The sequence below is a fragment of the Stenotrophomonas sp. CFBP8994 genome (assembly GCF_034044835.1).
In the GTDB taxonomy this organism is placed as follows: Bacteria; Pseudomonadota; Gammaproteobacteria; order Xanthomonadales; family Xanthomonadaceae; genus Stenotrophomonas; species Stenotrophomonas rhizophila_A.
The window spans coordinates 411584-424109 of record NZ_JAXCWT010000001.1; the positions used below are offsets into that span (position 1 = coordinate 411584).

Sequence of the window (12526 nt, forward strand, 5' to 3'; positions counted from 1 at the left end):
ACGCACCTCGCCCCGGCATGCGACCATGGGCACCCGTTCGTACTGTTTGACCGTCCATGGACCGTAGCGCGCAGATCCTCACGCCCAGCCAGCTCAACATCCTGGCCCGCGACCTGCTGGAAGGCACGTTCCCGATGGTGTGGGTGGAAGCCGAGCTGGGCAGCGTGACCCGCCCGGCCTCGGGCCACATGTACTTCACCCTGAAGGACGCTCGTGCGCAGATCCGCGCGGCGTTGTTCAAGCCCAAGAGCCAGTGGCTGAAATTCGTGCCGCGCGAAGGCATGCGCGTGCTCGCGCGCGGCCGGCTGACCCTGTACGAGGCGCGCGGTGAGTACCAGATGGTGCTCGACCACATGGAAGAAGCCGGCGAAGGCGCACTGCGCCGCGCCTACGAACAGCTCAAGGCACGGCTGGAAGCGGAAGGCCTGTTCGCCGCCGAACGCAAGCGTGCCCTGCCCGCCCATGTGCGCCGGCTGGCGGTGATCACCTCGCCCACCGGCGCAGCCGTGCGCGATGTGCTCAGCGTGCTGGAGCGCCGCTTCCCGCTGCTGGAAGTGGACCTGCTGCCCAGCCTGGTGCAGGGTGACAGTGCCGCTGCGCAGATCACCGCGCTGCTGCGCAGCGCCGACGCCAGCGGCCGTTATGACGTGATCCTGCTCACCCGCGGCGGCGGCTCGATGGAAGACCTGTGGGCCTTCAACGACGAACAACTGGCGCGTGCCATCGCGGCGAGCCATACCCCGGTGGTGTCGGCGGTGGGCCACGAAACCGACTTCAGCCTGGCCGATTTTGCCGCCGACCTGCGCGCGCCCACGCCATCGGTGGCCGCCGAACTGCTGGTACCGGACCAGCGCGACCTGCAACTGCGCCTACGCCGGTTCGCCGCGCGGCTGGTGCAGCTGCAGCGGCATGGGTTGGGCCAGGCCATGCAGCGTGCCGACCGCGCCCTGCTGCGGCTGAACGCACAGAGCCCGCAGAACCGGCTGCAGCTGCTGCAGCGTCGGCAGCAGGATCTGGCGCGACGGTTGGCCGGCGCGTGGCAGCAGCAGCATGAGCGCCGCCTGGCGCGGCTGCGGCATGCGGCGGTGGTGCTGCGCAATGGCCACCCGCAACGCCAGCTGGATGCACTGAAACAGCGCCTGCTGCGGGTGCAGCCACGCGCGGAGGCGGCGATGGCGCGGCAGCTGCAGCGCGATACCTTGCGCCTGCGCGCGTTGGCGCGTTCGATGGAAGCGGTGAGCCCGTTGGCCACGGTCGCGCGCGGCTACGCCATCCTGACCCGTGAGCAGGATGGACGCCTGGTGCGGTCGCCGTTGGATGTTTCACCCGGCGATACATTGAAGGCCCAGGTGCAGGACGGGGTAATCGATGTGGTGGTAAAAGACACCCGAGGGTAAGCCCTGTAGGGACACGCCATGCGTGTCCAAGCAGGCCGCACACGCGTTTCGCCCACGTTATTGCGTTGCCGGGGCGCCTGCAGATTCGCAGTAGCGTTGGCGGTATTCCATGGCCTTGGGCATCAGCGCCTGCAGGTTCTGGATGCGGGTGCCCGGGTTGGGATGCGTGGACGAGAATTCCGGCGGCGCCTGGCCGCCGCTGGCCTGGCCCATGCGCTCCCACAGCGGCACCGCTTCGCGCGGGTCGAAGCACGCCGCCGCCGCCAGCATCAGGCCCACTTCATCGGCCTGGGTTTCGTGGCTGCGCGCGTACGGCAGCAGGTAGCCGTAGCCCATCGCCGACATCACCATCTGTTGCTGCTGCGGATCCATGCCGCTGGCGGCACCGGCCATCTGGCCGATCTGGGTGAGCTTCTGCTGGGCCATGCGCTGGGCGCCATGGCGGAGCAGTGCGTGGGCGATTTCATGGCCCATCACCACTGCCATCGCATCCTGGGTCTGTGCCACCGGCACCAGCCCGGTGTAGACCGCCATCTTGCCGCCCGGCAGGCAGAACGCATTGGCCTGGTCGGACTGGATCACATTGACTTCCCATTCGAAGTCGCGCGAGAAGTGCGCCGGCTTCAGGCCGTGCTCTTCGGCCAGCGCGGTTTCCACCACGTCCACTTTGCGGATCAACCGTTCGGCGATCGCGCGCACGTCGCGCGATATCTGCGCGTTGGGATCCAGCGGGCGCTCCTCGGCCAGGATCTGCTGGTAGGCCTGCAGGCCGAGCGCCTTTTCCTGGTCGGCATCGAGCGAACTGTCGATCAGCACGTTTTCGCCGGTGTACGGGTCGACGCTGCGGTTGGAGAACCAGTAGAAGGCGGCATAGCCGGCGAACGCCAGCAGCACCCACCAGCGGATGTTGCCGAACAGCCCGGGGCGGCGTGCTCGTTGCTGCTGACCGCCATAGGGATTGCTGCTCATCGTCCTGGTTCCTGATGGGGGCCGGCACGCCGTGCCGGCATTGGGGGCAATCCTAGCGCCAAGCCGACGTATCAGATACCTCGAACCAGGCGGAACCCGATCCTGGCGCTGGTCGTGTCCGAATCCTGTGATTGCCGCCAGGCCGCGCGGGTCTGTTCGGGGGCATTGGCCCAGTTGCCGCCACGGATCACCCGCTGCCGGCAGCCCGGGTTGAACCAGGCCACGCCATCGGCCGGGGCCCGGCGGTAACTGGCGTGCCAGCAGTCGGCCACCCATTCGCTGAGGTTGCCGGCCATGTCGTGCAGGCCCCAGGCATTGGGTTCGAAGGTGGCCACCGGGGCCGGGCCCCACCAGCCATCGCCATAGCCGACGAAGGCGTTGAACCAGCGCCGGCCGGAGGGCGATACGTCTTCGCCGCCGGTGAAGTTGCCCGACAGCGGCGGCGGCGTGCCCTCGTTGCCCCACGGGTAGCGGCCACTGGTGCCGGCACGCAGCGCGTACTCGAATTCGGCCTCGCTGGGCAGCCGGTAGGAACGCCCGGTCTGTTCGGACAGCCACATCGCGTAGTGCTCGGCATCACGCACGCTCACGTGCATCACCGGCGAATTGGCGATGGCCGGGGTGCCGTCGTAGCCCGAGCGCCAGTCCACCCCGCTGCTGCGGGTGAAGTTGCCACTGCGCTCGTCGTAGATGATCGAATGGCCGCGCCGGGTGGCGCGCGGCCGGGCGTTGCTGGCCTGCACGTAGCGGCGGTAATCGGCCACGGTCACTTCGGTGATCGCCATGGCGAAGCCGCGGTCGAAGCGCACGTAGTGCGAGGGCTTTTCCGCATCGCTGGCGCCCGGTTCCGCATCGCCGGCGCCCATCTGGAAGCCGCCATGCGGCACCACGATCATCTGCGGGCCACGCCCGCCATCGCGCAGCGCATCGCTGAACACCTGGCGCGGGCGGAAACTGCCGTAGTGGGTGGCCAGTTCGATGCGTTCGCGCAGCTGGCCCACCACCGGGTCGCCGGGCATCGCGATGCGCAGCGCGTCTTCCAGCTTCTGCCGCGCTGCCTTGAGCCCCTGCGGGCTGGCCAGGTCGCGCAGGCCGTCGTCGCGCAGGCGCACCAGCGTGGCGGCGCGGATCGCCTCGATCCGTTCGAACGCATCGGCAATGGTGGGTGCCGAATCGCGCACCTTGGCCGCTTCGGCCAGCCAGGTGCCGGCGGCAGCGAAATCGGCGCTGCGGGCAGCGGCTTCGGCGCGGCGGATCAGCGCGCTTTCGGCGGCGGCCAGGCCCTGCCGGGCCCGAGGCTCGTCCGGCTGCAGCGCCAGCGCCTCACGGAAGTTGGGAATGGCACCGTCGCCGTCTTCACCAATGCGGTCGGCGCGCAGGTCCTCCTCGCCGGCGCGGTTGTACGCCACCACCCGCTGGGCCAGCTCCACGCGCGACTGCAGCTGACGCACCTTCGGGTCATCCGGGGCCAGGGCCAGCAGCACCAAGGCAATCTCGCCGGCCTGCGCCAGTGCCTCGCGCTGCTGCAGCGGCCGCTGCAGCAGCTCCGCAGCGTCCTTCAGCAGCTGCTGGCGGGCACGGGTGAGTCCGGCCTGGGCTTGGCGGTCGTTGGCGTCGCGCTGGCGCAACGCCAGCCAGATCGGAATGGCATCGGCGGCGGTGGCGTACAACCGCCCCTCGTCGAAGGCCTTGGCCGCGTCGCGGCGCGCCTGTGCCACGCCGTCGTCGGCAATGACCACCGCCGGCGGCTGCCAGCGCTGTTCGGTCTCCGCTTCATCCTCGCCGCCAATGGTCACCTGCCCCGGTAAAGGCTCGACCCGTTTGGCCGGCTCGGGCGCGCGCGCCGCCGCCGGGCGTGGTGGTGGCGCGTCGGGCGAGCAGGCGGTCGTGGCCAGCAGCAGCACGGCCAGCAACAGCGGGACAGGGCCTGGAGTACGCAATTCGGGTTCCTTCGGCGGGACGGCCTCGACGTTAGGCTATTCTCCCTCACCTGAGCAAACCTGCAGTAGATGGAATCCCTACGTGGCCTATTGGATCAAAACCCCGGCGGAACTGGACGAGCGCTACCGCCAGCGCCCCACCCGCATCGGGCTGGACACCGAATTCATCCGTGAACGCACCTACTGGCCGCAGCTGGCGCTGGTGCAGATGGCGGTCGGCGATGAAATCCTGATCATCGACCCGTTGATTCCGGGCATGACCGAGGCGCTGGCGCCGTGGCTGGCCGATACGTCGATCCTGAAGGTGATGCACAGCGCCAGCGAAGACCTGGTCACCTTCAAGGTGGCCTGCGGCGTGCTGCCGCGGCCGCTGTTCGACACCCAGATCGGCGCGTCGCTGGCCGGCATCGGCGGTGGGATGGGCTACCAGAAGCTGGTCACCGCCATCACCGGGGTGACCCTGGCCAAGGGCGAGACCCGCTCGGACTGGATGCGCCGCCCGCTCACGGATTCGCAGCTGGAGTACGCCGCCGACGACGTGGAGTACCTGTTCGCGATCCACGATGCGGTGGATGCGAGGCTGGGCGAGCTGGACCGCCGCCAGTGGCTGCAGGACGATGCCGAGCGCCTGCTGGCCAGTGTCGAGCAGGACGAAGAGCGCTGGCCGCACGTGGCGATGCGCTCGGCGCAGTTCATGGATGCGCCCGCGCAGCGCCGTCTGTTGCGCCTGCTGCGCTGGCGTGACGTGCAGGCACGGGCCAGCGACAAGCCGCGCAGCTGGATCCTGGACAACGAACTGGCCGCGCTGCTGGCACGTACGCCACCGGCCGATGCCGGCGCACTGGGCAAGCTGATGGAAGGCTTCCCCAAAGCCCCGCGCAAGCTCGCCGCGCAGGTCTGGGAAGCCCTGGAAACGCCGCTGCACGATGAGGCCGAGGCGCCGCTGGCGCTGCCGGCCAACGATGCCAACAAGCAGGCGTTGAAGCGGCTGCAGGACGCGGTGAGCGCACGTACCGCCGAGCTCGGCCTGCCCGATGGCGTGCTGGCTTCGCGCAAGCACCTGGAAAGTTACCTGGAAAGCCGCACGTGGCCGCAGGCCCTGGCGGGATGGCGGCAGGCGGTGCTGGAACCGGTGCTGGCGCCCTTGTTGCCCGCCGCAGGCTGATACCGCAATGAAAAGGCCCCGCTTGCGCGGGGCCTTTTTTCAACCGCTTACCAGTTGAGATTCAACGAGACGCCCACAACGCGCGGTTCGTTGTACACCGCCGCCATGTAGTTCTCGATCACGCCCTTGAGGTTCTTCTCGTTGGTGATGTTGCGCGCGAACAGCGCCGCTTCCCATGCCCCGTAGTTGCCCGAGTAACCCAGCTTCAGGCCACCTTCGAAGCTGCCCTTGGAGTTGAACTCGGCCGAGTCATACAGCACGAAGCTGGTATGGCCCTGCTTGTTCCAATCGGTGGACACGAAGAACACGTCGCTGTCGTTGACCGGGAAGTCGTAGCGCGCAGCGAAGTTCAGGTTGTACTTCGGCGCGTTCGGCAGCGGGTTGCCGTTGATCTGGGCGAACGTGTTGGCGCCTACCTTGATGGTCGGGTCATTCACGGTGCACACCACCGCGCCGTTCAGCGCGCAGACCTGCGCATACACGCGGTCATCCTGGATTTCGCTGTGCAGCAGGCTCACGCCGGCGCTCAGGCTCAGGTTCGGGATCGGGCGCAGCTCCATGTCCGCTTCCAGGCCGTAGGCCTTGGCCTTGTCGGCATTGAACAGCACGCCATTGCCGTTGGAATCGTTGCCGTTGAGCTGGATGTCGTTGACCACGTAGGTGAACGCGGTGGCATTCATGCGCAGGCGGTTGTCCCACAGGCTGCTCTTCACGCCCGCTTCCCAGGACAGGATGGTTTCCGAATCGGCGGTGGTGAAGTCCGCGTTGAACACCGCCGAACGGCCTTGGATGGTCGGGCCGCGGAAGCCACGCGCCACCTTGGCGTACACGCTCACCTGCGGGTTGAACGCGTACATCGCGCTCACGTCCCAGCTCGGGGTGGTGTCGGCCATTTCCACGTCGGTACGGCCACGGTAGGTGACCACCCCGGCGGCCGTATCAGCGGTCTTCAGCAGCCGGGTACGCTTCTCGTCGCGGGTCTGGCGCAGGCCGGCGGTCAGGGTGAACTTGTCGGTCACGTCATAGCTGACCTGGCCGAAGCCGGCCCACGAGGTATTGGTGTTGCGCAGACGCACCCAGTTGTTCGGGTTACGCGCAGCGCCCTGCAGGAACCAGGCGCGCTGGTAGAAATCGGTGGTGTCGCGGCCATCGAAGTAGAACGCGCCCACCTGCCACTTCAGGCGGTTGTCATCGGCATTGGCCAGGCGCACTTCCTGGGTCCACTGGTCCAGGTCGCGGATCTGCCCCATCGACTGGCCATACCCGTTGGGCACGCCGTTGACCGGGAAGTTGGCCGCCGCGCCACCGTCGGTGTCACCGCGGCTGTAGCCGGAGGTGGTCTCGTAGGCGGTGATCGAGGTCAGCGAAATGTTGCCGAAGTCGTACACGGCCTTGACCGAGCCGCCGTAGGTCTTGTACGCCTGCGGGTTGTTGTCGGCTTCGTCGTAGGCCACCTGGTCGCGCGGCGTATCGGTGGTGTTGGAACCCTTGGTGATCGCGTTGCGCAGGAACAGGGTCGAGGTGCCTTCGTAGTCACGGGCGTGCGCCGAGGCCAGCACCGAGAACGCATCGCTGGGCTGCAGCAGCAGCTGGGCACGCACGTTGCGGTCGTCGAAGCCGCCCATGGCGTTCTTCTTCGGGGACACCGTGCCATCGGCGCTGGGGCCGGTGTAGGTGTTGTCCACGTAGTCGTCGCGGTGCTGGTACAGCGCCGACACGCGGAACGAGGCGATGTCGTTGATCGGGCCGCCGAAGCCGCCGTCCACCGACACGCTGCCGTAGCTGCCGTAGCTGGCCTGCACGCGGCCGCTGTAATCCTGGCTGGGCTTGATGCTGTCGAACTTGACGATGCCGGCGGTGGTGTTGCGGCCGAACAACGTGCCCTGCGGGCCACGCAGCACTTCGATCTGGTCCACGTCATACACCGGGTTGGACTTCAGCACCACGTGCTCAAGCACCACGTCATCCTGGATGATCGACACCGGCTGCGACGCACCCAGGTAGAAGTCGATGTTGCCCAGGCCGCGGATGTAGAAGCGCGGGAAGATGCGGCCGGTGGTGGTCTCGGCGTAGAAGCTCGGCACCCGGCCACTCAGGGCCAGCAGGGTGTCATCGCCGCCGGCGGTGTAGTCGCGCAGGCGCTCGCCCTGGACCACGCCGACCGAGACCGGCACTTCCTGCAGGTTGCGCTCGCGGTGGTCGGCGGTGACGGTGATGGCATCCAGCGAGGTCGGGCTGGCGTCCTGCGCCAGGGCGGCGCCGCTCAGCCCGAGCAGCGAAATGCAGGCCAGCGCCAGCGCGTGGGGGCGCGGCTGCCGGGCGGTGCGGGAGGAAGCGGTTGCGGCCGAAGCGGAGGTGGTGCGATGGGCGGACATTCAGGGGTCTCAGGTGTTACGGATCAAGGTGGCGCACGCGGCGCGCGGATGAACACCCACGGCACCGCCGTTTGCGCGGCGATGCGGCAAGGTATTGCGTTCGTGTTGCAAAGGAGTTTCAGGGCGCTGCGGGGGACGGCCTTCCGTTCCCTACCCTGGTGTGCTGGCTGAGCCGCCGGAGTTCGTGCGGCGGATTATGCCGGATCCGTTGCAGACCCGGCCATACCTGTTCCATTTGATCCGGCGGTGGCGTCTGCGACTCCCCATCGCAGACGCCACCGCACCCGATCAGGCCGCAACGCGCTCCCTGCGCGCGGGCTGCGCGTCGGCCAGGCGGAACTGCCCGACCGATTGCTGCAGCTCGGACGACTGCGCGTTCAATGCACGCGCAGCGGCCGAAGCCTCCTCGACGAGGGCAGCGTTCTGCTGGGTCACACCATCCATCTGCACGATGCTCTGGTTGACCTGCTCGATCCCTGCCGCCTGTTCCTGGCTGGCGTTGGCGATCTCTTCGATCAGCCCGCCCAGCTCCCCAACCGATGCCACCACGCGCTGCAGGGTCTGCCCCGCCTCGCTGGCCAATGCGCTGCCGTCGGCCACCTGGGTCGCCGACGCGTCGATCAGCGCCTTGATCTCCTTGGCCGCACTGGCCGAGCGCTGCGCCAGCGCGCGCACTTCCGAGGCCACCACGGCAAACCCACGGCCTTCCTCACCCGCGCGCGCCGCTTCCACCGCGGCGTTGAGCGCCAGGATGTTGGTCTGGAACGCGATGCCATCGATGACGGTGGTGATGTCGGCGATGCGGCGCGAGGACGCTTCGATGCCGCCCATGGTCTCCACCACCTGCGCCACCGCGTTGCCGCCCTGCACCGCCACCTCGGCCGCCTCCGCCGCCAGGCGGTCGGCGCGACGTGCATGGTCGGCGTTCTGCTTCACGGCAGCGGTCAGCTCTTCCAGCGACGCGGCCGATTCTTCCAGGCTCGCGGCCTGCTGCTCGGTGCGCTTGGACAGGTCGTCGTTGCCGGCGGCGATTTCCGCCGACGCCGTGGCGACCGACACGGCCGCCTGCTGGATCCCACCAACGATACGGGTCAGCTGCGCCACGGTGGCATTGGCATCGTCGCGCATGGTCGCGAACACGCCCTGGAACTGACCCTCGATACGGCCGCGCAGGTCGCCTTCGGCCAGCGCACGCAGCAGCCCGGACAGCGCGCTGAGGTTGCGGTCGGCCGTGACCATCAGGGTATTGAGCCCTTCGACCATCACGCGGAAGTCGTACTGGTAGGCCTCGGCATTGCCACGCACGCTGAAGTCGCCGGCGGCGGCGGCCGCCACCAGGTGCTTGATCTCGCCATTGATCGCCTGCAGGCGGTCGCGCACGCCATTCACCGCCTCGGTGATGCGCGCCTTTTCGCCCGGCAGCTGCTCCATCGACTGGGACAGGTCGCCATCGGCGTAGCGGCGCACCAGGTCCACCATGCGCATCTTGACCCCGATATGCGCGGCGACCAGTTCATTGGTCCCGGTCACCATGGTGCCGAACTCGCCCTCGAAGCGGCTGGCATCGATGCGGTGGCTGATCGCCCCTTCGGCATGCCGCTGGCTCATTTCGTTCTGCGCCTGGATGATCTCGCGCAGCTTGGCCTGCATCTGTTGCAGCGCGCCCATCAGGCGGCCGACCTCGTCCTGGCTGTGCACCACGATGCGCTGGTCCAGGCGGCCCGCCGCGACGTCGCGCGCGACCTGCCCGGCCTGCGCAAGGGGGGCGCTGATGACACGACGTACCACGACGATGAGCGCCACGATCACCGCGAGCAGGCCCAGGCCGGACACCACGCCGATCTGCAGCATCAACTTGTGCAGCACGGCCTGCAGCACCGAGGTCGGTTCCAGGCCGAGTACCGTCCACTGCCACGGGCCGTAGGCCTGGGCGCTGACGAAATAGGTCTGCGGCGCGGCGTCCTTGGCGGTACGCAGGTGCAGCGTTGCCTGGCTGGCCTTGCCGGCCAGCAGTGCCTCCAGCGTGGCCTGGTCGGCCGGGTCCACCAGGGAGGACAGGAGCTCGCCTTCGCCGGCGAACGACGCCATCACCGTACCGAACTGGTCGCCGGCCTTGGTGTTGACTGCCAGGAAGTGACCTTCCTTGCCCAGCTTGGATTCGCGCAGGCGCGCCTTCAGCGCCGCCAGGCCTTCGGTGTAGTTCTGGCCGACGAAGGCGATCGCGGCAACCTCACCGGCGGCATCCTTGATCGGCATGTAGTGGGTCATGTAATCCACCCCGAACAGCCGCACCGGACCGGTGTACCCCTCACCTGCGATGACCTTGGCATAGGCCGGGCTGGCGTGGTCGAGCACCGTGCCCATGGCGCGTGCGCCTTCGGCGTTGCGCACCGAGGTGGACACGCGCACGAAATCGTCGCCATCGCGCACGAACACCGTGGCGACGCCGCCGCCAGTGGCTTCGGCAAAGCGGTCCACCGTGGCCTCCTGCAGGTTGAGCACCTCGGTGCCGAACTGCAGGGTCGGGGTCTGCCGTTCGCCCACGGTCACGGTCTTGACCGCGTCTACGCTGACATCGCCGGCGGGCAGCATGCCGCGGAAGATCCCGGCCATGCGCTGGGTGCTGTCGCTCAGGCTGCGGTCGTACAGTTCCACCGAGTCGCGCATCAACTCGGTGGATGACTGCAGGCCAGCCTCAACACGCTGCTGGTAGCTGGTTGCGGCCTGGCGGTAGATCAGCACCGCCAGCGCCACGAAGGCAACGGTGGTGATCAGGCCCATCAACAGCGCCAGGCGCGCGCCGATGGAGGTAGAGAAAACGGTGGCGGCACGGGTCGTCATCGTTGGTACTCGAGGGGGGAGGATGGATTGAGAGTTACGTCACATTTCTTATCGGCACCGAAGTGGTCCTCTTTACGTAAAAGAAGACAAAAACATTGGACCTTTCGTTTTCCCTAAGCGATTGATTTCCAAGCTATGTCTCCCGGGCGCATCTTCACAAAGCCGGATCGCCGTTCAGATAAGGGGTCAATTTCCTCAAGTTCGGAGGGGTGCTGCCGCCAACGGCACTCTCCTGCCGGGCCTTAGGCCGGAAACCCTCGCTTCTTGAACATGGCGAAGGTTGAGCAGATCGGCTGGCGGTACTGAGTTGAGTAACGCAGGTGGGTAGATGCAGCGCGGGGCCTTGGCAGCCCGGGGTGCGCAGCGCTACACTTGATCGCATCGCGGTTCCCAAGCCGTGTTGCAGTACACCGGGGCCATAGCTCAGCTGGGAGAGCGCGTCGTTCGCAATGACGAGGTCAGGAGTTCGATCCTCCTTGGCTCCACCAAACAACTGCCCGAACGGGCACAAAGGAGGCCGGAATTCCTGCAAAAACAGGGCTACCGGCCTTTTTCATTGGCCGGTCCGGACCGGTCCGTACCGTTGCAGCTGGTGAGACAGTGGGGGCATATTTTGGGGCACCTGCCCTCCGCCTCCAAAACCGATGCCCCCACTCTCCGATCTCGCGATTCGGCGCTCCCGTCCGCCCGGAGGGATGTAGTTGCTGCCGGCCCGTATCGCCCCGCGGCGAGGTGGTCAGGCCTAGTCGCTCGGTGGACAATCGGTGTCGGGGGCCAAGAACGCGGAAGCCCCGGCTTTTGGCCAGGGCTTCAGGGACAATTCTTGATAGTGGCAGAATCAGTCCATTTCTTGACGTCACTGTCAATCGTGCCGGCCAAACCACTCCAGCGACTTCCGATACACCGGATGGTCTCCATTGTAGATGTCGCAATAGATCACGTGCACGGAGAGGTCTTTCAGAGCTCCGCGGACCGCCTGCTGGTTCGATTTGGAAATCGTCTTGTATTCGATCAGGTCGATGGATCCACCGACGGGTACTGACCGTCCATTTAGAGATCCGACGAACCAATCCCAAGACTTGATATGGGCAGGCATGAGGTCGATAAGGGCATCTGCAACGATATCGCCGCCCTTCGAGATGCCGAGGGCCTTGATTATCAAAGGCCCAGTACCGTGATTCGCCAAGGTAACTACTTGGTGGCCTTCTAAGTCTTTGAACTTTATTTCTGGAAGCGGCCTGACGGAGAGCCTGTTGTGCTCGCGCTGCGCACGAAGCGCCAGTACAGCAATAACAAACGCCAAGACTGCGGCAATCCCCGAAAGCTTGTCGGCATCTTCCCAAAGCCACTGAAAGAACTCCATTGCTCAGCTCCTCTACGCGGCGATCCTGCCGCGCAGCAAGTCTAGGCTACGGACGAGCTCGTATCGATACTGCCGCAAAGTAAGGCTCCCGCGACACTGCTCGGCAATTCAACGCGCACTCAACCACCCCTGTTGGAATCCCCATCCGTGTTTCACCAATTCCCCTGAGCTCGCATTCTGCCACGGAGCGTAGCAATGTCTGACATCGACCAAGTTGCCCTCGACGTAGCCCGGCGCTTCACCGAAGACGGCGACGCCCTGGGCCGGGCCCAGCTGCAGGCGGCCATCGCCGACGCCATCCGCGCCGGGCAGCAGCCTTCCCGCTGGTGGACCTGATGGACATCCGCAACCAGCTGCACGTCGTGGCCACCACCGTCGCTCCCAACTTCTGCGACATGGCCGCGAGGCTGCAAGGCCAGGTGCAGGAGCTGATCGACGGCCACCGCCGCATCCATCCGGAGAAGCGGTCGTGATCA

General features: G+C 66.9%; 9 protein-coding genes and 1 tRNA gene. 5 read left to right on the forward strand and 5 right to left on the reverse strand.

Annotated elements, in window-relative coordinates:
- Window positions 1-56 precede the first annotated feature (56 nt).
- Window positions 57-1397 carry an exodeoxyribonuclease VII large subunit gene (xseA, locus tag SOM39_RS01970; RefSeq protein WP_320457310.1) on the forward strand — a complete coding sequence of 447 codons (1341 nt, stop codon included), beginning with the start codon at window positions 57-59 and terminating at the stop codon, window positions 1395-1397.
- A 57-nt stretch (window positions 1398-1454) separates the two neighbouring features.
- Here the strand turns inward: xseA and SOM39_RS01975 are convergent, their stop codons facing one another.
- Window positions 1455-2366: a M48 family metallopeptidase gene (locus tag SOM39_RS01975; protein ID WP_068853288.1), complete on the reverse strand. Its 912-nt coding sequence runs from the start codon at window positions 2364-2366 to the stop codon at window positions 1455-1457.
- Window positions 2367-2437: 71 nt separating this feature from the next.
- Window positions 2438-4276 carry a formylglycine-generating enzyme family protein gene (locus SOM39_RS01980; RefSeq protein ID WP_414715853.1) on the reverse strand — a complete coding sequence of 613 codons (1839 nt, stop codon included), beginning with the start codon at window positions 4274-4276 and terminating at the stop codon, window positions 2438-2440.
- A 112-nt stretch (window positions 4277-4388) separates the two neighbouring features.
- Here SOM39_RS01980 and rnd point away from each other — a divergent pair, with 112 nt between their 5' ends.
- Entirely contained in the window at window positions 4389-5471 is a 1083-nt protein-coding gene (gene rnd / locus SOM39_RS01985) for a ribonuclease D (protein ID WP_217536420.1), read from the forward strand.
- Between the two features lie 47 nt (window positions 5472-5518).
- Here the strand turns inward: rnd and SOM39_RS01990 are convergent, their stop codons facing one another.
- Window positions 5519-7846, reverse strand: a complete 2328-nt coding sequence (locus tag SOM39_RS01990; RefSeq protein ID WP_320457311.1) for a TonB-dependent receptor — start codon at window positions 7844-7846, stop codon at window positions 5519-5521.
- A gap of 288 nt (window positions 7847-8134) precedes the next feature.
- Entirely contained in the window at window positions 8135-10687 is a 2553-nt protein-coding gene (locus tag SOM39_RS01995) for a Cache 3/Cache 2 fusion domain-containing protein (RefSeq protein ID WP_320457312.1), read from the reverse strand.
- Window positions 10688-11099: 412 nt separating this feature from the next.
- Here SOM39_RS01995 and SOM39_RS02000 point away from each other — a divergent pair.
- Window positions 11100-11175, forward strand: a tRNA-Ala gene (locus SOM39_RS02000).
- A gap of 374 nt (window positions 11176-11549) precedes the next feature.
- Here the strand turns inward: SOM39_RS02000 and SOM39_RS02005 are convergent.
- Entirely contained in the window at window positions 11550-12050 is a 501-nt protein-coding gene (locus tag SOM39_RS02005; protein ID WP_320457313.1) for a hypothetical protein, read from the reverse strand.
- Window positions 12051-12245: 195 nt separating this feature from the next.
- Here SOM39_RS02005 and SOM39_RS02010 point away from each other — a divergent pair, with 195 nt between their 5' ends.
- Both SOM39_RS02010 and SOM39_RS02015 read left to right on the forward strand, forming a co-directional pair.
- Entirely contained in the window at window positions 12246-12386 is a 141-nt protein-coding gene (locus SOM39_RS02010) for a hypothetical protein (protein ID WP_320457314.1), read from the forward strand.
- Complete coding sequence (locus tag SOM39_RS02015) at window positions 12386-12523, forward strand: hypothetical protein (protein WP_320457315.1); 138 nt, start codon at window positions 12386-12388, stop codon at window positions 12521-12523. Before SOM39_RS02010 ends, SOM39_RS02015 begins: the two co-directional genes overlap by 1 nt.
- The last annotated feature ends 3 nt before the right edge of the window (window positions 12524-12526 follow it).

Coding starts and splice junctions, on each gene's coding strand:
- SOM39_RS02005 (WP_320457313.1), bottom strand. CDS start 12,050: ATGGAGTTCTTTCAGTGGCTTTGGGAAGATGCCGACAAGCTTTCGGGG.
- SOM39_RS01975 (WP_068853288.1), bottom strand. CDS start 2,366: ATGAGCAGCAATCCCTATGGCGGTCAGCAGCAACGAGCACGCCGCCCC.
- SOM39_RS02010 (WP_320457314.1), top strand. CDS start 12,246: ATGTCTGACATCGACCAAGTTGCCCTCGACGTAGCCCGGCGCTTCACC.
- SOM39_RS01995 (WP_320457312.1), bottom strand. CDS start 10,687: ATGACGACCCGTGCCGCCACCGTTTTCTCTACCTCCATCGGCGCGCGC.
- SOM39_RS02015 (WP_320457315.1), top strand. CDS start 12,386: ATGGACATCCGCAACCAGCTGCACGTCGTGGCCACCACCGTCGCTCCC.
- SOM39_RS01990 (WP_320457311.1), bottom strand. CDS start 7,846: ATGTCCGCCCATCGCACCACCTCCGCTTCGGCCGCAACCGCTTCCTCC.
- xseA (WP_320457310.1), top strand. CDS start 57: ATGGACCGTAGCGCGCAGATCCTCACGCCCAGCCAGCTCAACATCCTG.